16 protein-coding genes and 1 pseudogene are annotated in these 19,067 nt (G+C 64.6%); 11 read left to right on the top strand and 6 right to left on the bottom strand.

The genetic code is table 11. The features are described from left to right. Window positions 1-708 precede the first annotated feature (708 nt). Window positions 709-1,485: a hypothetical protein gene (locus AC1RRC_RS01790; RefSeq protein WP_493053529.1), complete on the top strand. Its 777-nt coding sequence runs from the start codon at window positions 709-711 to the stop codon at window positions 1,483-1,485. Here the strand turns inward: AC1RRC_RS01790 and glpD are convergent. Both glpD and AC1RRC_RS01780 read right to left on the bottom strand, forming a co-directional pair. Next, entirely contained in the window at window positions 1,463-3,025 is a 1,563-nt protein-coding gene (gene glpD / locus AC1RRC_RS01785; RefSeq protein WP_493053528.1) for a glycerol-3-phosphate dehydrogenase, read from the bottom strand. The two genes, AC1RRC_RS01790 and glpD, sit on opposite strands and share 23 nt — an antisense overlap. Window positions 3,026-3,101: 76 nt before the next feature. Continuing rightward, a complete protein-coding gene (locus AC1RRC_RS01780; protein ID WP_493053527.1) occupies window positions 3,102-4,043 on the bottom strand; it encodes a helix-turn-helix domain-containing protein in 942 nt (313 codons plus the stop codon). Between the two features lie 87 nt (window positions 4,044-4,130). Between AC1RRC_RS01780 and AC1RRC_RS01775 the strand changes: the two genes are divergently transcribed. Together AC1RRC_RS01775 and AC1RRC_RS01770 are read left to right on the top strand one after the other, a co-directional pair. Continuing rightward, complete coding sequence (locus AC1RRC_RS01775; RefSeq protein WP_493053526.1) at window positions 4,131-5,690, top strand: cytochrome P450; 1,560 nt, start codon at window positions 4,131-4,133, stop codon at window positions 5,688-5,690. After that, on the top strand, window positions 5,687-6,112 hold the full coding sequence (locus AC1RRC_RS01770) for a GNAT family N-acetyltransferase (protein ID WP_493053525.1): 426 nt from the start codon (window positions 5,687-5,689) through the stop codon (window positions 6,110-6,112). Before AC1RRC_RS01775 ends, AC1RRC_RS01770 begins: the two co-directional genes overlap by 4 nt. Before the next feature lie 7 nt (window positions 6,113-6,119). Here AC1RRC_RS01770 and AC1RRC_RS01765 read toward each other — a convergent pair whose 3' ends face one another. The 3 genes and pseudogenes from AC1RRC_RS01765 to AC1RRC_RS01755 all read right to left on the bottom strand — a co-directional run bounded on the left by AC1RRC_RS01765 (window position 6,120) and on the right by AC1RRC_RS01755 (window position 7,614). Continuing rightward, window positions 6,120-6,374 (bottom strand): DUF2442 domain-containing protein, encoded by a 255-nt coding sequence (locus tag AC1RRC_RS01765; protein WP_493053524.1) that lies wholly within the window; start codon window positions 6,372-6,374, stop codon window positions 6,120-6,122. A gap of 4 nt (window positions 6,375-6,378) precedes the next feature. Continuing rightward, window positions 6,379-6,611, bottom strand: a pseudogene (locus AC1RRC_RS01760) (DUF4160 domain-containing protein). Window positions 6,612-6,666: 55 nt separating this feature from the next. After that, on the bottom strand, window positions 6,667-7,614 hold the full coding sequence (locus AC1RRC_RS01755) for a LysR substrate-binding domain-containing protein (RefSeq protein WP_493053523.1): 948 nt from the start codon (window positions 7,612-7,614) through the stop codon (window positions 6,667-6,669). Window positions 7,615-7,723: 109 nt separating this feature from the next. Here AC1RRC_RS01755 and AC1RRC_RS01750 point away from each other — a divergent pair, with 109 nt between their 5' ends. Further along, window positions 7,724-8,788 (top strand): NAD-dependent epimerase/dehydratase family protein, encoded by a 1,065-nt coding sequence (locus AC1RRC_RS01750; protein WP_493053522.1) that lies wholly within the window; start codon window positions 7,724-7,726, stop codon window positions 8,786-8,788. On the opposite strand, the gene AC1RRC_RS01745 is transcribed toward AC1RRC_RS01750, so the two are convergent. Next, window positions 8,730-10,019: a metal-dependent hydrolase family protein gene (locus AC1RRC_RS01745; RefSeq protein ID WP_493053521.1), complete on the bottom strand. Its 1,290-nt coding sequence runs from the start codon at window positions 10,017-10,019 to the stop codon at window positions 8,730-8,732. The genes AC1RRC_RS01750 and AC1RRC_RS01745 overlap by 59 nt on opposite strands. A 129-nt stretch (window positions 10,020-10,148) precedes the next feature. On the opposite strand from AC1RRC_RS01745, the gene AC1RRC_RS01740 reads away from it, so the two are divergent. From AC1RRC_RS01740 to AC1RRC_RS01710, 7 genes are all read left to right on the top strand, one after another. Beyond that, a complete protein-coding gene (locus AC1RRC_RS01740; protein WP_493053520.1) occupies window positions 10,149-12,473 on the top strand; it encodes a penicillin-binding protein 1A in 2,325 nt (774 codons plus the stop codon). Window positions 12,474-12,613: 140 nt separating this feature from the next. After that, window positions 12,614-13,528, top strand: a complete 915-nt coding sequence (locus AC1RRC_RS01735) for a lipase family alpha/beta hydrolase (protein ID WP_493053519.1) — start codon at window positions 12,614-12,616, stop codon at window positions 13,526-13,528. A gap of 20 nt (window positions 13,529-13,548) precedes the next feature. Further along, a complete protein-coding gene (locus AC1RRC_RS01730) occupies window positions 13,549-14,487 on the top strand; it encodes a lipase secretion chaperone (protein ID WP_493053518.1) in 939 nt (312 codons plus the stop codon). 115 nt (window positions 14,488-14,602) lie between these two features. Then, window positions 14,603-15,301: a hypothetical protein gene (locus AC1RRC_RS01725; protein ID WP_493053517.1), complete on the top strand. Its 699-nt coding sequence runs from the start codon at window positions 14,603-14,605 to the stop codon at window positions 15,299-15,301. After that, the gene (locus tag AC1RRC_RS01720) at window positions 15,298-17,355 is read left to right on the top strand and encodes an MFS transporter (RefSeq protein ID WP_493053516.1); all 2,058 of its coding nucleotides are present in this window, start codon (window positions 15,298-15,300) and stop codon (window positions 17,353-17,355) included. The genes AC1RRC_RS01725 and AC1RRC_RS01720 overlap by 4 nt, the downstream gene beginning before the upstream one ends. Next, window positions 17,352-18,386: an ABC transporter substrate-binding protein gene (locus AC1RRC_RS01715; protein ID WP_493053515.1), complete on the top strand. Its 1,035-nt coding sequence runs from the start codon at window positions 17,352-17,354 to the stop codon at window positions 18,384-18,386. Before AC1RRC_RS01720 ends, AC1RRC_RS01715 begins: the two co-directional genes overlap by 4 nt. Beyond that, window positions 18,383-19,051, top strand: a complete 669-nt coding sequence (locus tag AC1RRC_RS01710) for a hypothetical protein (protein WP_493053514.1) — start codon at window positions 18,383-18,385, stop codon at window positions 19,049-19,051. The genes AC1RRC_RS01715 and AC1RRC_RS01710 overlap by 4 nt, the downstream gene beginning before the upstream one ends. The last annotated feature ends 16 nt before the right edge of the window (window positions 19,052-19,067 follow it).

Here is a 19,067-nt window from a genome sequence, read left to right as displayed (position 1 = left end):
CAGACTTCAATACTGAAAAAGACGATCCATCTTCCACCCAGTATCATTTATTACTGAGCGACGCGCTAATAATGGTGGCGGGAGATACTGCATAAACACCCCTATCGCCGTGGCACGCAGTTATTTTACCGTCCGGGGCATTCATCACCGTTGCAACCACGTCCCTAATATAGAAACAGACGATGCTCGAACTTGACATAGGCCTGAGTTGAACTAGAACAAATCCTAATCAAAACCGCCGAGACTAAGATATTAAAAGCTTTACGAAGCATGCCCCAGAAATAAAACTTACAACAATTAATAATCCATCCGCTCCATCACTCACTAGGGCCAAAGCCATGCCCGACGCGGTAAGCGTCAGCACAACAATAGGCTGGGCACGGTAAAGCCGCGCCGCATGGAAACGGAGATAAGCGAAAAACACGGGAATCCTGGGCCAAGGATGAACAGCGGGGGAGAGACACTTCCGCATGCTGAATAGCCCATCGCGCGTTGCCGGTTGGCGGCGCGTCAGCTCCGCCAACAATGGTAAAGTCACAACTAATGTGGAATTATATCAATCTTTTTGTAGGAGTATTCTCACAATTTGTCACATTGGAGAATGACTTCTATACGAATTCGCGCACACATGGGTCCAGCTGACCATGCCGCCGCATTGCCATCTTGTATAGACAGGATTACACTAGCGCCTTTCTTCCGGGACACCCCATGGCGCCCACCCTGCTGCTCAAACTCCTCCTCGCCCCCGCCCTGATCGGCGCTGTCACCCTGGCCGGCCGCCGCTGGGGTCCGACCGTGGCCGGCTGGCTGTCCGCTTTCCCCATCGTCGCCGGACCGGTCCTGCTGACCATTACCGCCGAACAGGGTCCCGAGTTTGCCGCGAACGCCGCGCAAGGCACCCTGAGCGCGGTGCTGGCGGTGCTGGCCTTCAGCGTGGCCTACGCGCGCGTTGCCATGCGCGGCGGGATTGCCGCCTCCATGCTGGCCGCGCTGGGCGTGTATGCGCTCGCCGTGCTGGGCTTGAAGACCCTCACCATTCCCGTAACAGCGTGCTTCGCGCTGGTCATCGCGGCGCTACTGGTGACGCCGTTCCTGTTCCCGAAGATCGCGGCACCCGCGCCGTCCGGCAAGCCCGCCGGCGCCAGCGACTTGCCATGGCGAATGGCGGCGGCGGCGCTCCTGGTGCTGGCGGTCAGCTATGGCGCGGCCGCCATGGGCCCGCGCCTGTCCGGCATCTTTGCCATGTTCCCGACCATGAGCACGGTGCTGGTGGGCTTTTCCCATGCGCGCCAGGGCAATGCGTTTGCCATCGCGCTGTTGCGCGGCATGGTGCCCGGTTATTACGCGTTTGCCGTGTTTTGCCTGGTGCTGTCGCAATTGCTACGCGAAGGCGCGGTGGCGCAAGCGTTCGGTACTGCGTTTGCCTGCGCGCTCGCCGTGCAATTCGCGACGAAATCGGTGATTACGCGGATGCAGGGGCGCTGACCGCGCCGGGGCTGCCGACAGGGTTGGCGGCCAGCCAGGCATCCAGGCGGGCCGCCGTGTCCGGCGGGGTGTGCAAGCCCAGCTTGGTGCGCCGCCACAGGATATCTTCGGCCGTCATGGCCCATTCATAGCGCCGCAAATAAGCGATTTCCGCCAGATACAATCCCGGCGCGAATTCGCCGCCCAACCCCGCCAGCGACGTGCAGCCGCTCAGCAAGGTGTGGATGCGCGTGCCATAGGCGCGGCAATAGCGCGCCGCCAGCGCCGGCGGCAGCCACGGATATTGGTCCTTGATCTTGTGTTCCCATTCGCCGTAACGCAGCACCGCGCAATTCTGCGGCGTATCGCCGTACAAATCGCCGCCGGGCAGGCAGGCTTTTTCCGTCCAGCGCGGCTTCGGGCTGCCAAGCGCCTTGCACACCAGGTCCACGGCCTCTTCCGCCAGCTTGCGGAAGGTCGTGATCTTGCCGCCGAAAATATTTACCAGCGGCGCGCCATCCTCGTCCACGGAAAATTTGTAATCGCGCGTCAGCGCCTTTGCCGAACGTTGCGGGTCTTCCAGCAGCGGACGCACGCCGGAATACGTCCACACCACGTCCGATGGCGCGATAGGCTGCGCAAAGTATTCCCCGGCCAGGCGGCACAGGTAATCGACTTCGCCGCCATCGATCGCCACCTTGTCCGGATCGCCCTTGTAATCGAGATCGGTGGTGCCGATCAGTGTGTAATCGAGTTCGTAGGGGATCGAAAACACAATGCGGCCATCGGGATGCTGGAAGATATACGCGTGGTCATGCTCGAACAGCTTCGGCACCACGATATGGCTGCCCTTGACCAGCCGCAGCGGCCGCACATCACGCTCGGGCAGCGCCATGCCCAGCAGGTTCATGGTCCACGGGCCCGCCGCGTTGACCACGCAGCGCGCCTTCACGGTTTGCGGCAAGCCGTCACTGCCCTGCAGGGTGGCAATCCACGCGCCGGCTTCGCGGCGCAGGCCGGTGCAGGCGGTGCGGGTGCGGATCGCGGCCCCTTTGCGGCACGCGTCCATGGCGTTCAACACCACCAGCCGCGCATCATCGACCCAGCCGTCGGAATACACAAAACCTTTTTTGAATTCAGGTTTTAACGGACGCCCGGCAGGATGGCAGCGCAAATTCACGCCTTGCGATCCCGGCAGGATTTCGCGCCGCGCCAGTAAATCGTATAAATACAATCCGGTACGGATCATCCAGGCGGGGCGCAAGCCGTCGCGGTGCGGCATCACGAACCGCAGCGGACGCATGATGTGGGGCGCGCTGCGCAGCAAGACTTCGCGTTCAATCAGCGCCTTGCGCACCAGCGCGAATTCGTAATATTCAAGGTAGCGCAGGCCACCGTGAATCAGCTTGCTGGAAGCCGACGAGGTGTGTGCGGCCAGGTCATCTTTTTCGCACAGCACCACGCACAAACCGCGTCCGGCCGCATCGCGCGCGACTCCCGCGCCATTGATGCCGCCGCCCACCACCAGTAAATCGCACTCAATGTCATGCTGTGCCGCCATGCTGCTACCCACAAGAAATTATTGCACTGGAATAAAGATACGCGATGTGGCGCGGGCTGGCAAATTCTGTGACACGTTACACCCAGAGGCGGTACATCCAGAACGATTCGTCTTCGGTGAACCTCTGGGCAAATTCGCCGGGCGGGAACCCCGTGATGTGGCGCGCGGCGCGGCTCATATGGGCCTGGTCGGCAAATCCCTCTTCCAGCGCCAGCTCGGCCCAGTTGAACGGCGTGCCGGCGTCATAGCGGTCGCGCGCCGCGAAGAACAGGCTTTCCGTGCGCACCAGCGCCTGCCATTCGCGCAGCGAGCGGCCGCTGTACGACTTGATCTTGCGTTCCACGTGGCGCGGGCTGACATCGCGCTGCCACGCATGGGCTTTCAGCGCCAGCCGCTCCACCCAATGGCGCCCCAGTTGGCGCACCGACGCCAGCGGCGAGGCGTCGCCGTTGATGGCGCGCCAGCGCGCCGCGAGGGACTGCTCCAGCAGCGCACGGGTAGCGGCGTCATCGGGCGCCTGCAACAAGGCGTCGAGCAGCGGCGTCCAGGATGCGTCGAGCAAGTCCCGCGCCGGTACGAAGCGGTCGTGAATGCCCCCCAGTTCGATGCCAAACAGTGCTTGCGCCACATCCGCCGGAAAACACGCCATGTAGCCGCGCCCGGTGGTGGGCGCCCAACCGGTGACGGGCTGCGACTGGCTACCGGACAACACGATGCGCGCACCGAACGGTTGCCACACCGGGCCATCGGCGGTGTCGTGCACCAGGCCCGCATCGAGGCCGTGGTACCACGACAGGGTGATCAGCGGCGAGGCGGGAAAGTGCGACAGGCGTTGCGCACTGCTCAGGTCAGCCTTGCTGGTGTCGCGGCAGATCAGGGCGGCCAGCACGCCTTGCAGCGCAGGCGGCGCGGGGATCAGGCAATTGTGCGGGACACTGCCCGCGTTGGCAGTGACGCGCAGGGCGCGTGCGAATCGCGTGGGACAGGTGACCGGATCGGTGCTGGTGGAAGATATCATGGACGCAAAGTATAGCAATCGCCGCGTGCATGCGGAATGTCGTTTCCGTTCAATACGGTCGGCAAGCGATGATGGAAAATCCGTGCCATGACTACCGCTCCCCAATGCCCCTACCACGGCGCAGGCGCAGTGCCTGACGCCCCACTGGCCGCCACACCGGGCGCGCCTTCGTCCACCACGGCAACCGCCGCCATCGCGCCCGGCACGAGCGGCATGCCAGCGGCCGCAGCGTGCCCCGCGTCCGCCGCACCGGCAATTGCACCGGCCGCCGCGCTGCCACGCCCTGCCGGCACGTGGCCGCCCGGCCCCAAACCCGGCATCACCGGCTGGGGCCTGCTGCGGCAAATGTCCAAAGATTTACTCGGCACCCTGCGCGGCTGGCAGCAGTCGTATGGCGACCTGGTGCACTTGCGCATGTGGCCGGAACATACGATCGTCGTGACGGACCCGGCGCTGGTGCGGGAATTGCTCGTGCAGCACCACGCGGCGCTGGTGCGCTGGGAGCGCGGTATCGAGGTGTTCTCGCAGCTGCATGGCCACAGCGTGCTGGTGGCCGAAGGGGAAGCGTGGCGCACCAAACGACACACCTTGCAACCGAATTTCCTGCCCAAGCCATCGGCGGCGCTGGTGCCGGCGATGGCACAGTGCACCGCCAGGGCATTGGCCACATGGCAGCCCGGCGCATGGCCGGTGGAACAGGAGCTGACCACCCTGACGATGGAAGTCATCGCGCGCATGGTGTTTTCCAGCGATATCGCTGCCGAAGCGCCGGCGGCGGCGCAAGCCTTGCATGACGTCTCGGTGGCCGCCAACGGCGAATTCTACTGGCCCTTCAATCCACCACGCTGGCTGCCGTCGCAGCGCGCCAAACATAAAGGCATGGCATTGCTCGATGGCCTGGTCGGACGCCAGATCTCGGCCCGTTTGCAATTGCCGCGCGACGCCTGGCCCGATGATTTATTGGCGCGCCTGCTGGCGCTGCACGAGGCCGATCCGGCAACATGGCCGTTGAGCGCCGTGCGCGATGAATGCATGACGACCTTCCTGGCCGGCCATGAAACCGCCGCCGCCACCATGACCTGGTGGATGTGGTGCATGGCGGCCAATCCGCAGGCCCAGCAAGCGGCCCGCGCCGAAGTCCGGCAGTGCCTGGACGGCCGCACGCCCTCGGCGGCGGATATCGGCGCCCTGCCTTACCTGGCCGCCACCTTGCAGGAAACCATGCGGCTGTATCCCGCCGCCGCAGTGCTGATCAGCCGCCGCGCCACCGCGCCCATCACGCTCGGCGGCTGGCAATTCCCTGCCCGCACGCTGTTCACCATCCCGGTACAATTGATGCAGCACGACGCGCGCTGGTTCCCCGAGCCACAGGCGTTCCATCCCGAGCGCTTCGTCGCAGGGGCATCAACAACAGCGCCGCGCGGCGCCCACATGCCGTTCGGCACCGGGCCCCGCATTTGTCTGGGGCAGCACCTGGTGATGGCGGAAATGACGGTCATTGCCGCGATGGTGCTGCAGCGCTTTGCCCTGGCGCCACTGCCGGGCATGGCGCCGCCAGAACCCGTGATGAACGTGACGCTGAGGCCACGGCAACCGCTGCGGCTTCAATTGGATATGTTAGATACTTTAGATAAAGGTAAAAATTGAACCAGCATGCCATCGTTGTCAGCGACCAATCCGATCCCGCGCTCGAGCAGTTTCTGGGCGACGGCCTCGATGAGTTCAATCAACTGGCGGGTGGCGTCACGGACCGGCGCCCCCTGTGCGTCATCGTCCGGGATCCGGAAAGCAATGCGGTAGTGGGCGGCATCACCGGCAGGACCTCGCTGGGATTGGCGTTCCTCGACTTGTTTTACCTGCCCGACGCCTTACGTGGATCAGGACTGGGCACCCGAATCCTGCACGCCTTCGAACAGGAAGCGCGCAACCGTGGCTGCAGTTCTGCCGTGCTGTACACCATCAGCTTCCAGGCGCCCGGCTTTTACCAGAAAAATGGCTGGGTCAGCTTTGGGGAAATACGCTCCGAACAGCAGGGCATCAGCCGCGTGTTCATGTCGAAAAAGCTGTAGCGCCACTTCAGTTCAGCATCCAAACACCACAACGCTTGATCTCGTCATACATCGCGTCCGGCGCTAAATCCAACTCTCCTGGCCACGTCACAACACCATCAACGACATGCGCCTTCTGGAACTCAGGAATGCTGGACAGGTGTGAGAAAACACCGCGGAAGAAGCTGGGCAAAAACCTCACCACGCCCTCCAGCCCATCGCGAAAGCGCACAGCAAGGGAAAAGTCTTCCAGCACTCGCACTTCTGTCACATCCCAGTTCATTGTTTTACTCCAGCGGAGGAATTGGTTTCGGATTCTGCATATCCCGGCATAACTGCCAATCATCCAACAGTTCAGCCTGATGCAGTTCAGCCCAGTCCAGCACCAGGCTCAACGCCCTGCGCGGTAACTTGCCCTCTGTCAGGGACAACGTATTGATTTCACGTGGAAGTGCGGCGGCGCATGGTCCTTGAAAAACATCTGAATGACCAGACCGTAAAAGGTACTAATGGTAGGCATATGCGTTCCTCACAGATCAGGTGTAAGGGTGCAGAGCGTCCTTGATTATACCGCTTCAACCAGTCGCGCCCATTAATTCCCGTCCATTATCAAACTCCGCCTCAAACGCCGCCAGCGCCCCCGCCATCCGCCCCACCTCCTCCACCAGCCAGCCCCGGAACGCCTCGATCTTGGCCTGCCCCTGCTTGTTTACGTTGGTCAGCAGCCGGTAACCCGACTTGTACGGGATCGGCCGCCCGTGGATCAGGCGCAGCGCGCCCTTGCGCACGTCTTCGTACACGATACTCCAGGCGGCCAGCGCCACGCCCTGCCCCGCCACGGCGGCCTGGGTCAGCACGCCCCAGTGGCTGTAGCCTTTTGAAATGTCGTAGCAGCCGGCCGGCAAGCCGTTGGCGGCCATGTAGCGGTGCCAGTACAGGTTACTGCCCTCGTCCAGCAGCGGCAGTGACCGCAGATCCTCCAGCGTGAATTCCGTGCGTCCGGGCGGCAGCATGTCCGGGCTGTACACCGCGACCAGGCGCTCCGGGAACAACACACCGGGGTCGCCCGCTTCGAAGCCGCCATAGCGGATCGCCACGTCGACCGAGTCATCTTCCAGGCTGACGACGCGGTCGCTGGCGTCGAGCCGGATGTCGAGTTCCGGATGCAGGCGCGTGAAGTGCGTCAGGCGCGGCGCCAGCCATTTCAGCGCGAACGAATGGGTGCTGGAAATGCGCAGCACTTTTTCTTCGCACGAGTTTTGCAGCGCCGCCGCTTTCAACCGCAAATCCGCCAGCACGCGCGACACGGTGGCGGCAAAATCCCGCCCCTTTTCTGTCAATTCCACGTTGCGCGGATGGCGCAGGAACAGCGTGAATCCCAGCTCTTCCTCCAGGTGGCGGATTTGCTGGCTGACGGCGGCGGGCGTCTTGTGCAACTCTTCCGCCGCGAGTTTGAAGCTGCCCAGCCGGGCAGCCGCTTCCAGATCGATCAGCCCGGACAGGCTGCGCAAGGGTTTGGCCATGATGAATTAGATTTTCTTATGCTTAGACCGGCAATTTTCTCGTTTGTGCAGTGCGCCATGCAGGCGCAGAATAAACCCATCACTCGACGCACACGACAAGGAGAGTAACATGGGTAAGAATATCTTGGTTATCGGTGGCACGGGCGCACTGGGCGCCATTCTGGTGCGGCAGTTGCTGAAAGCGGGCCACGCGGTGGCGCTGGCCAGCCGTGGCCGCACCGCCGACAGCTTCGGCACCCAGGTCCGCCGCATCGTGGTGGACCGCCATGACCGCGCCGCCATGGACGCCGCCTTTGCCCATGCCGCGTTCGACGTGGTGATTGATTTGCTGAACCGCTCGCCGCTCGCCGCGCAAATCGCGCTGGACGTGTTCAAGGGGAAAACCCGGCGCTATGTGATGGCGTCGTCGATTGCCGTCTACCGTGGACACATCGGCAGCCACGGCGATCCGTTTGACGAGCAGGCGCTCGACCTGGACAGGGAAGCCATCGACTGGCGGCGCGACTGGAACGATCCGGTCGACGCCCGCGAAAACCTGGCGCCGGGCCTGCGCCAGGCCGAAGCGGTCCTGCAGCGCGATGGCGGTTTGCCGTTCGTCTCCGTGCGGCTGGCCCATGTGCTGGGCAATAGCGCCACGAGCGACGATCCGCTGGCGTACTACGTGGGCCTGGTGCAAACCGGCCAGGCGCTGTTGTACGCGAATGGCAAGGCGACCACCTCGTTCATCGACCTCGGGACGGCCGCGTCCTTCCTGCACTGGAGCGCCTTGCAAACCTTTACGGGACCGGTGAATGCGGCCAGTGGCGGCCAGTTGTCGGCGCTGGGCCTGCAGCGCCGCGTGGGCGAAGTGTTGGGCGTCAGGGCGCGGGCGCTGCCGCTGTCCACCCAGGGCAATTTGAGCCCGTTTGATTTGCCGCACCCGCTGCTGCTCGATACGGCGCGCGCCGCCCAACTGGGCTACCGCTTCAACCGCCTCGACGGTTGGCTCGATGTGCTGATCCACCAGTACCAGCCGGATCTGGTCAGCGCCGCGGGCGCCGTCCCGGGACAGGACGACGCCGCGCGGCATGATGACGCATACAACAGGGCGGACCATCTGGCCCCGGTGGAACTGCTCAGCGCTTGTACACCACGCCGTCCTTCATTACAAACGTCACCTTCTGCAGCAGGCTGACATCTTTTAATGGATCGCCGCTGACCGCAATCAGGTCGGCGGCGTAACCGGCTTCCACCGAGCCCAGGCGGTTGCCCTGGTCCAGCAGCGCGGCCGCGTTCAGGGTCGCGGAGCGGATCGCTTCCAGCGCCGGCATGCCGCCTTCCACCATGTACGCGAATTCCTTCGCATTGTCGCCATGCGGGAACACACCCGCATCGGTGCCAAACGCGATTTTCACGCCGGCTTTATAGGCCCGGGCAAAGGTCGACTGGATCAGGGGACCGATGGCGGCCGCTTTCGGGCGCACTTGCGGCGTGTAGTAATCCGATTCCCGGGCCTTGTCGGCCACATAGCGGCCCGCGCTGATGGTCGGCACGTAATAGGCGCCCGACTTTTTAAACAGCGCAATCGCTTCCTCATCCATGTAGGTGCCATGTTCGATGGAATCGAGCCCGGCGCGCAGCGCGCGCTTGATGCCTTCGAGTCCATGCGCATGGACCGCCACGCGGAAGCCGTAATCCTTGGCGGTGGCGGCAATCGCCTTTAATTCCTCATCCGTGAATTGCGAGTTCTGGCCGCTGCTGGCCTGGCTCAGTACCCCGCCGGTGGCGGTGATCTTGATCAGGTCCGCGCCTTCCTTGTAGCGCGCCCGCACCGCTTCGCGCGCTTCCTCCGGGCCGTTGATGATGCCGTCGTACGGGGTCGGATGACCCTTGGCCCTGGCCAGTTCGCGCGACAAGCCATTCGAATGGTCGCCGTGGCCGCCGGTGGTGGCGATCATGGTGCCGGCCGTGAAAATGCGCGGACCGGGAATATGGCCGGCCGCGATCGCCCGTTTCAGCGCGATATTCAAGCCATCAGTCGCGCCAAGGTCGCGCACCGTGGTGAAACCGGCTTTCAGCGTGCGTTCGGCGAACGGCACCGAGCGGTAAGCGTCGTCGGCCGCGTCCAGCGACATCGCCGCACGCAAGGATTCGACCTGGCGCTGGGTTTCCGAGGTCATGTGCACGTGCATGTCGATCAGGCCCGGCAGGCACGATTGCGACGACAAGTCGATGGCGCCTTTCGCCGCACCGGTGGGCGCAACCGACTTGATGGCGCCGTTTTCCACGGTGACCGTGACCTTGTCACGCCACACCCCGGCCTTCACATCCAGCAGGCGGCCGCAATCGACCGTCGTCACAGATTGTGCCGACGCATTCACACTCCCCAACATCAACAACCAGCCCAGGGCCGACATCGCGCGCATTGTTTCTCCTTTGCAAAAAAATCAAGAATAGCATGCGCGTCTCGCGCCATGGGGCCGGGTTTGTAACGCAGTTTTTCTGCCAGGCACGTAGTCTATAATGGCCGCTCTTTGCAACCACAGGTGTCTGACTTGAATTCATCCTTCCTGAAACGCGCCCTGATCATCGGCGGCATTGGCGCGGGCGCCTGCGCCGCCGCGCTGGCCGGCTACATGGCCTTGGTGATTGCGCCCGACTTGCCCGCGATTGACGCCGTGACCGATTACCGGCCCAAGATTCCGTTGCGTATTTACACGGCGGACAACGCGCTGATCGGCGAGTTTGGCGAGGAACACCGCGATTTCGTGCAGGTCAAGGACGTGCCGGAAATGATGAAGAAAGCCATCCTGGCGATCGAGGATAAACGGTTTTACGACCACGGCGGCATCGACTGGATCCGCGCGCTGGGCGCATTGAAGGCCGATATCCGCCATATGAGCCTGCGCCAGGGCGGTTCCACCATCACCATGCAGGTGGCCAAGAACTTCTTCCTCAGCCGTGACAAGAAGGCGGGCCGCAAACTGGCGGAAGTGCTGCTGGCCTACCGCATCGAAGCGGCGCTGACCAAAGACCAGATCCTGGAACTGTACATCAACCAGATTTACCTGGGCCAGCGCTCGTATGGCTTCGCCAGCGCGTCGCAGGCGTATTTCAGCAAGGCGTTGAACGAACTGTCGGTGGCGGAATTCGCCATGCTGGCGGGCCTGCCGCAAAACCCGTCGCGCAACAACCCCGCCGTCAATCCCAAGGCGGCCCGCAAGCGCCAGCACCTGATCCTGAAAGCCATGCGCGACCAGGACGTCATCACGGAAAAGCAATACCAGGACGCGCTGAAGGAAGTGCTGCACGTCTCGACCAAGGGCCAGGAATTCGACACCCACGCGGAATACGTGGCGGAACTGGCGCGCCAGCAAGTGTATGCGCAATTCAAGGAAGAAGCGTATACGCGCGGCATCAGTGTCTATACCACCATCCTGAAAGCCGACCAGGACGCCGCCTATGAATCGGTGCGCCGCAATGTGCTGGCCTACGACCAGCGCCACGGCTACCGTGGCCCGGAAACCTATATTGACTTGCCGGACGACCCGGAAGACCGCGAAGACGCGATCGACCAGGTGCTGCAAAAACGCCGCAGCAGCGACCGGCTGATCCCGGCCGTGGTGACGGCCGTGAATCCGAAGTCGGTGCAGGCGGAAACCATCGATGGCGAGGAAATCGAAGTCACGGGCGACGGACTGAAACTGGCGGCGCAGGCGCTGGCGGCCAATGCCAAGCCGGAATTCAAGATCCGCCCCGGCGCCGTCATCCGCGTCATCAAGGCCGAAGGAAAGCCGGAAAAAACCCGCTGGTCCATCACACAAGTGCCGCAAGTGGCCGCCGCCTTCGTCTCGATCGACGCCAATACCGGCGGCTACCACGCAATGGTTGGCGGTTTCGACTTCAACCTGCAGAAGTTCAACCACGTGACGCAAGCCTGGCGCCAGCCCGGCTCCGCCATCAAGCCGTTCGTGTATTCGGCCGCGCTGGAAAAAGGCTATTACCCCGCCACCCTGATCAACGACAGCCCGCTGTCGCTCGACGGCGGCGACAGCGCGTGGAATCCGCAAAACGACGACGGCGTCTATGACGGCCCGGTGTCGATGCGCACCTCGCTGGCCAAGTCGAAAAACGTCACCACCGTGCGCCTGCTGCGCGCGGTGTCCGTGCCGTATGCCCACAACTACCTGCAAAAGTTCGGCTTTGATTTGCCGAAGCACCCGCAAAACCTGACCATGGCGCTCGGCACCGGTTCCGTCACGCCGCAGCAAATGGCGGGCGCGTACGCGGTGTTCGCCAATGGCGGCTACCAGGTGCAACCTTACCTGATCGCGAAAATCGTCGATGGCGACGGCAAGATCATCAGCGAGACCAAGCCGCCGGTGGTGGCGCAGGAAGGCAACCGCGTGCTCGATCCGCGCAACGTGTTCCTGGCCGACCAGATGATGCGCGAAGTGGTGCGCAGCGGCACCGGCGCGCAGGCGTACCAGCGCATCGGCCGGCTTGACCTGGCCGGCAAGACCGGCACCACCAGCGACGCGGTCGATGGCTGGTTCGCCGGCTATGGCGGCGGCGTGGTCGGCGTCGCGTGGATGGGGTACGACGAGCCGAAGTCGCTGGGCGGCCGCGAATTCGGCGCCACCCTGGCGTTGCCGATCTGGATGGATTACATGAAAGTCGCGCTGCAAAAGCGGCCGCCGCAAGACTTCCCGGCGCCCGAAGGCCTGGCCCAGCGCGACGGCGAGTGGCTGTACAGCGAGTACCTCGATGACGCCACGGTGCGCACGATCGATCTCGACCTGCAAGCCGCGCCGGCCGGCGAGGCCGCAACGGCGGGCACCGCGCCTCTGCAAGGCGAAGTCAACCAGCCACATCAGTAAAGACAGAGATACAACGCCAGGCTTGCCGCGCGAGCCAACCGCATGGCGCCAGGAGCCAGCACGATCGTGCCTTTTTGGTGCGGTGCTACATTCGTTTCAGCCCTTCGCAGGGCATAAAACTAAACGAATGGAGACACCACATGAAAAAACGCTTCTGGAAGACCCTGGCGCTGTTCCTCATCGCTATCACGGCCCTGCCCGCCCCCTCGTGGGCGGCCGGCTACACCCAAACCAAGTACCCGATCGTGCTGGTGCACGGCCTGTTCGGCTTTGACAGCCTGGGCCCGGTCGACTACTTCTATGGCATCGCGTCCGGCCTGCGCAGCGGCGGCGCCACGGTCTATGTGACGTCGGTCTCGGCCGCCAACAAGACCGAAGTGCGCGGCGAACAATTGCTGCTGCAGGTAAAACAAATCCTGGCCGCCACCGGCGCCACCAAGGTCAACCTGGTCGGCCACAGCCACGGCGGACCGACTTCGCGCTACGTCGCTTCCGTGCGGCCCGACCTGGTGGCGTCCGTCACCAGCGTGGGCGGCGTCAATAAAGGCTCCAAGGTCGCCGATATCCTGATCGGCGCCGCGCCGGGCGTTTCATACGACATCGCCAATGCGCTGGGCGGCTTGATCAGCCTGATTTCCGGCAGCCCGACCCTGCCGCAAAGTTCGCGCGGCGCGGCCGAATCGCTGTCCACCGCGGGTTCGCTGGCGTTCAATGCCAAGCACCCGCAAGGCATCCCCACCACCGCTTGCGGCGAAGGCGCCTACCAGGTGAACGGCGTGCAGTACTTCTCATGGAGCGGCGCGCGCTCGTATACCAATGTGTTCGATGCGCTGGACCCGTTCCTGGCCGTGACGGCCCTGGCCTTTGGCGGCGAGAAAAACGATGGCCTGGTTGCCAGCTGCTCGAGCCACCTGGGCCGCGTGATCCGCGACGACTATGCGCTGAACCACGCCGATGAAGTCAACCAGCTGGTCGGCATCGGCAACCTGTTTGAAACCGATCCGGTGACGATCTACCGCCAGCAGGCCAACCGCCTGCAGGGCCTGGGCCTTTAATTTCACCGGGAGCCGAGCGCATGAAAGCACAAGTGAACCGCGCCGCCATTGTCGCGGGCATCATCGCCACCGCCATGCTGGGTGGCTGGCTGGTTGGCGGCACCGAGACGCCGCCCACGGAGGCGCCGGCGGCCAGCGGCGAACGCACCTTCGCCTTCGTGCGCTCGATGGAAGGCACCACGCCCGATGGCGCCTTGAAACACGATGGCGCCAATGCGCTGGTGGTCGATGCGGAACTGGGTCACCTGTTTGATTACTACCTTGCCGGTCTCGGCGAAACCAGCCTGGAAGCGGTGCGCGCGGAAGCGGCGCGGGAACTGGACAAGCGCCTGCGCCCCGCCGCCGCCACCGAAGCGCGCCGCCTGCTGGACGCCTATATCGAATACAAGCGGGCGCTGGCCAGCCTGGAACGCAGCCTGCGCCCGGTCGGCAACCTGGCCAGGGATACCCGCACCCGGCATGACGCCATGCTGGCGCTGCGCCGCCAGTATTTCACGCAGAAGGAAGCGGCCGGCCTGTTCAGCGAAGCGGACGCCTATGCCGCCGACACCATTGCCCGCCTCGAACTCGACGCCGACCGCAACCTGGCCGCGCCGGAACGCATGCGCAAACTGGCCGAACTCGATGCGCGCCTGCCGGAGCATTTGCGCGAACAGCGCGACGCGCCGCTGCGCATCGTGCGGCTGGAAGAGCAAGTGGCGCAGCGCCGCGCCCAGGGCGCCGATGACAACGACATCTATCGCCTGCGCGCCGCCGTGCTGGACACCAATGCCGCCGCCCGCATGGCGGAAGTGGACCGCGACGAGGCCGCGTGGCAGCGCCGCATGCAATCGTACCTTGCGGAACGCAAGGTACTTCTCGCCGGATTGGCACAGCCGGGCGATGCCCAGGCCGAACAAAGCCTGCGCAATGCGCACTTTTCGCCGGATGAACAGCGCAGATTGGGCGCTTACGAGTAATTTATGGCGCCATTGCCACACTGGACAACCACAGTAGTAGAAAAGCAATATTGAGCAAACTCAACAGTGCTACAATTTTTGCAATTCAAGTGGTCCTGGTGTGTTTGCAATGGCGATGTCACGACTCAGCGTTACGATTACAGCCCCGATCATTTTATTGTCGGTGCTGGCGATCGCCCTGACGGTGTTCCTCAACATCGGCAAGCTCGACCGCACGCTGTCCGAACTCGAAGATTCGCGCCTGCGCTTTACCGTCAACGCGCTGCGCGACAACCTGGAAACCGGGCTCGACCTCGGCTTGCCCATCAACAGCCTGGGCAACGCGCAAGCCGCGATTGATTTCGAGGCGGCGCAGGACACCGGCATTGTCGCCATCATCGTACGCGATGCGGCCGGGACGCCGGTCTACTCGACCGGGCGCACGCCGGACAAGCGCGATATCCGTGTCGCGTCGCCCCTGTCCAATGACCTCGGCGTCATGGCGGGCGCGGTCGAACTGCATTATTCGCGCAGCGCCCATGAAGCCTTCATGTCGGGCATCACAGGGCAATTGCTGAAAGCCGCTTTGGTCGCCACCGTCCTGTCCGGCGTGCTGGCGGCGCTGGGCATCCGGCTGTGGGTGCGCCGCATCGACCGCACCCTGGGCACGATCGAGCTGGCGTTCGACCCGCATGCCCCGCAGGTTGCCAAACCCGACCGGCAAGCATCGGAACTGGCGCAAGACGTCAACCGCGCGGTCGGCCAGGCCGGGCGCGACTTGCAGGAAGCGCGGGCCGCCTTGCACGGCCAGAATGCCGCCGGGGCGCGGATATGAGCTCCGCCTCGGCCCCGTCGGAGCGGCTGTATGGCCGCCCGGTGCGGCAACTGTTTGCCTTTGTGCTGGCGCTGCTGCTGGTGGTGCAGACCGCGCTGTCGCTGTATGCGTGGTCGCTGTCGGAACAGCGGCTGTTGCCGGAACTGGGCCGCAAGGCCCACACCACGGGCGTGGAGTTATCCGCGCTGATGGTGCGCGCGCTGGGCTATGGGATTCCGCTGCAGCGCCTGGAAGGGGTGCCGGAATATTTTGCCGACGTGCTGAAGGAAAACCGCGACCTCGCGTACCTGCGAGTCAGCGACCGTTCCGGTACCGTCCTGTATGGCAGCACCACGGCCGACACCAGCGCGCCCGAACGCTTCCTCGATACCGCGCTGCCGCTGGTGCTGAACGGGAAGACCGTCGGCCATTTGCACGTCGGCGTCGACCAGCGCTATGTGGCGGCGCGCATCCGCGAGCTGCGCTACGACATCGGCATCGTGCTGGTCACCAGCCTCCTGATCGCGTTTGAAATCCTGTGGTTTATCGTCACCCTGAATTTCACGGCGCCGATGCGCCACATTGTCACCATGATGGCGCGCATCGCGGCGGGCGACTTCCGCCAACGTCCCGCACCCCCGCCAGGGGTGCCCATCGCGGCGCACTTGCACGGCCTGGCGGCCAGCGCCAACCGGGAATACGACGCGCTGCTGCGCGACGCGGAACAGCAGCGCAGGCAGGCGCCGTTGAACGCGGCGAAGGCCGAGCCGCTGCTGCGGCGCCTGAAGTCGCTGTACACGTTCGGTGCCACCACCGAAGGCGACCTCGTCACGCACCGCATCGTGCTGGTGCGCGTACTGAGTTTCCTGTTCATGTTTGCGGAAATGCTGTCGCGCCCCTTCCTGCCCGTGTATGCGGCGTCGCTGCCCGCGCCGGGACTCGACAGCGGCCTGCACGCCAGCCTGCCGATCACGGCCTTCCTGCTGGGCGTGGCACTGACCATGCCGTTCGCGGGCGGCTGGTCCGACCGGCTGGGCCGGCGCAGCAGCTATATTGGCGGCGCGCTGACGGTCATGGCGGGGCTGGCCGTGACGGGGCTGGTGCCCGATTACCTGGCGCTGGTGGTGGCGCGCGCCGTGACCGGCGCCGGCTATGCCGTGATGTTCATGGCGTGCCAGGGCTATGTCTTCGACCATACCGATGCCGGCAACCGCGCCAAGGGCATGGCGCTGTTTGTCGGCGCCATCATGGTGGCGGAAATTTGTGCGCCGGCCGTGGGCGGCATCCTGGCCGACCGCATCGGCTACCGCCTGGTGTTCCTGCTCGGCGCCGTGGTGGCGCTGGGCGCGGCGCTGCTGGCGGCGGCGGTACTGCATGGCGCGCACCGCGGCGATTTCGACAAAGCCGGTACAGTGGCCGGGGGCCCCCCTGTGGCCCTGCCCGGCGCCAGCCTGTCGCTGCTGGGCCGCCTGGCGCGCAACCGCCGATTCATTGCCTTGTCGGTGCTGTCCGGGATACCCGCCAAGTTCCTGTATTCCGGCTTTTTAATTTTCCTGGTGCCGGTGCTGCTGTCGACCCTGGGCCATTCGAAATCCGAAATCGGCCGCTATACGATGCTGTACGGCCTTGCTTCGCTGGCGCTGGCGCCGCTGTTCGCGCACCTGGCGGACCGTTATAACGCCTATGCCCGGCTGGTGGTGGCGGGCGGTGTATTGACCGGGCTCGGCATGCTGCCCATCTATTTCGGCACCACCAGCGAAATGGTGATGCTGGGGATCGGTGCGCTGGGCGTGGGCCAGTCGATGAGCATTTCCGCCCAGCTGGTACTGGTGGCGCGGGTCACCCGCGGCGAGGCGCGCGATGCCGGCACCGGTCCGATCGTCGGCCTGTTCCGTTTATTGGAGCGGCTGGGCGCCGCCGCCGGTCCGCTGGTGACCGGCATGCTGGTGGAGCGCCACGGCGCGCCGCACGCCATGCTGGCGCTGGGCGGCTTCGCGCTGGTGTCCTCGCTGGTATTTGCGCTGGTCTTCACGGCGGCCAGCCGCGCCGCGGTGGCGGAAGGAGCGGCGGCATGAAGCGGCGCACCTTTATTGAAGCGGCGGCGCTGGCTGGCTGCCTGGGGCCGGTCGTGGCAGCCGCCCCGGGCGCGCAGGCGGCCGGCATCACCGGAGCGGCGGGCGCCCGGCCCTACCGCATCTACATGATCCTGTTCCGGGGCGAAACCGGGGTCGAAAAAGGCTTCCGCAATTATTTCGAGGTGAACCGCATCCCGGTGGAGCTGATCGTGCGCGACGTGGCGCTCGACGTCACCAAGGTCCCGGCGCTGGTGGCGGAGGCGCGCGCGCTGGAAGCCGACTTGATTTACACCTGGGGCACGCCGGTCACCCTGGCGGTGGCGGGCAAGCAGGGGCAAACCGATCCCGCCAAACACGTCACCGACATCCCTATTGTTTTCACCATGGTGGCCTCGCCGGTCGCGGCGGGCCTGGTCAAAACACTGGCGTCCTCCGGCCGCAACCTGACCGGCGCGTCCCACGTGGTCCCCGCCGTGCAGCAATTGAATGCCGTGCGCGCCTACCGCCGCTTCGACCGGTTGGCCATCATCTACAACCCGGCCGAACCGAATTCCGTGGTGAACGTGAAGGAGCTACGGGCCGTGGCGGCGCAGGAGCGCTTCCGCCTCGATGAACGGCCGGTGCCGCTGGACCCCAAAGGCCAGCCGGTGCCCTCCGCCCTGCCGCAGATGGTGGACCGGTTGGCGGCCGGCGGCGTGCAATTGCTGTACATCGGGCCGGACAGCTTCCTGGCCGCCAACCGCAAAGTGCTGACGGAAGCCGCGCTGGCGCGCCGCCTGCCAACGTTTTCCGCGACCGAAGTCGCGCTGCGCGACGGCAAGGCCTTGTTCGGGCTGGTGTCCGGCTATGAAAACGTGGGCCGCCTGACCGCCCACAAGGCTGCGCAAATCCTGGTGGAGCGGCGGCAGCCCGCCTCGATCCCGGTTGAAACGCTGGCGCGCTTCTCTTACCTGGTCAACATGTCGGTGGCCGCCGAACTGGATTTATATCCGCCATTAAAAGTCATTAACTATGCGGAGCTCCTCAAATGAATTGCTGTGAAGACGACGTGGTGTTCACCTGGCGCACCATGTGCGCCGACGAGGCGCGGGCAATTCACGCGCTGCACAGCCATGTGGCCGCGCTGACGCCGGCCGGCATGGTGCGGCCGGACCGCCTCGAGCATTTTGAGCGGCACGTGGCCGAATGCGGCCGCATCCTCGGCTGTTTCGCCGACGGCGACCTGGTGGCGTATGGCGTGCTGGGACTCGATTCCCCCACCGTCGACCATATGGCGGAACTGCTGCGCCTCGGCGCGGCGGACCGCGCCCGCATGTGCGTGCTTGACGGCGCGGCGTCGCTACCGGAATGGCGCGGCCGCCGCCTGCACTGCGCCGGCATCGTGGAACGCATGGCGCTGGGCCGGGAACTGGGCCGCACGCTGGTGTCGGCCACGGTGGCGCCGGAAAACATGCGCAGCCTGCGCGGCCTGATGAAGGAAGGCTTTACCGTGCGCCGCTATGCCGTGGTGTATGGCGGGCTGGCGCGGCTGGTGGTGCAGCGCGACTTGCTGCTGCCGGCGCCGGCCCCTGTCACCGCCATGGTGCACGTGGCGGCAGCCGACCATGCCGGCCACCAGCGCGCACTGGCGCAAGGGTTACAGGGCACGCACTGCTGGCAGGACGGGGCGCAGCAGTGGTTTATTGATTACGCCTGAGTTGACGACCTGCCGG

It is taken from the genome of Pseudoduganella sp. GW821-FHT12E03 (assembly GCF_058807115.1).
This window is presented reverse-complemented; position numbering and strand designations above follow the sequence as displayed.

Excerpts from the sequence above, each read along its gene's own strand:
- AC1RRC_RS01790 (WP_493053529.1), top strand. The coding sequence starts at position 709 with ATGGCGCCCACCCTGCTGCTCAAACTCCTCCTCGCCCCCGCCCTGATC.
- glpD (WP_493053528.1), bottom strand. The coding sequence starts at position 3,025 with ATGGCGGCACAGCATGACATTGAGTGCGATTTACTGGTGGTGGGCGGC.
- AC1RRC_RS01780 (WP_493053527.1), bottom strand. The coding sequence starts at position 4,043 with ATGATATCTTCCACCAGCACCGATCCGGTCACCTGTCCCACGCGATTC.
- AC1RRC_RS01775 (WP_493053526.1), top strand. The coding sequence starts at position 4,131 with ATGACTACCGCTCCCCAATGCCCCTACCACGGCGCAGGCGCAGTGCCT.
- AC1RRC_RS01765 (WP_493053524.1), bottom strand. The coding sequence starts at position 6,374 with ATGAACTGGGATGTGACAGAAGTGCGAGTGCTGGAAGACTTTTCCCTT.
- AC1RRC_RS01755 (WP_493053523.1), bottom strand. The coding sequence starts at position 7,614 with ATGGCCAAACCCTTGCGCAGCCTGTCCGGGCTGATCGATCTGGAAGCG.
- AC1RRC_RS01750 (WP_493053522.1), top strand. The coding sequence starts at position 7,724 with ATGGGTAAGAATATCTTGGTTATCGGTGGCACGGGCGCACTGGGCGCC.
- AC1RRC_RS01745 (WP_493053521.1), bottom strand. The coding sequence starts at position 10,019 with ATGCGCGCGATGTCGGCCCTGGGCTGGTTGTTGATGTTGGGGAGTGTG.
- AC1RRC_RS01735 (WP_493053519.1), top strand. The coding sequence starts at position 12,614 with ATGAAAAAACGCTTCTGGAAGACCCTGGCGCTGTTCCTCATCGCTATC.
- AC1RRC_RS01730 (WP_493053518.1), top strand. The coding sequence starts at position 13,549 with ATGAAAGCACAAGTGAACCGCGCCGCCATTGTCGCGGGCATCATCGCC.
- AC1RRC_RS01725 (WP_493053517.1), top strand. The coding sequence starts at position 14,603 with ATGTCACGACTCAGCGTTACGATTACAGCCCCGATCATTTTATTGTCG.
- AC1RRC_RS01720 (WP_493053516.1), top strand. The coding sequence starts at position 15,298 with ATGAGCTCCGCCTCGGCCCCGTCGGAGCGGCTGTATGGCCGCCCGGTG.
- AC1RRC_RS01715 (WP_493053515.1), top strand. The coding sequence starts at position 17,352 with ATGAAGCGGCGCACCTTTATTGAAGCGGCGGCGCTGGCTGGCTGCCTG.
- AC1RRC_RS01710 (WP_493053514.1), top strand. The coding sequence starts at position 18,383 with ATGAATTGCTGTGAAGACGACGTGGTGTTCACCTGGCGCACCATGTGC.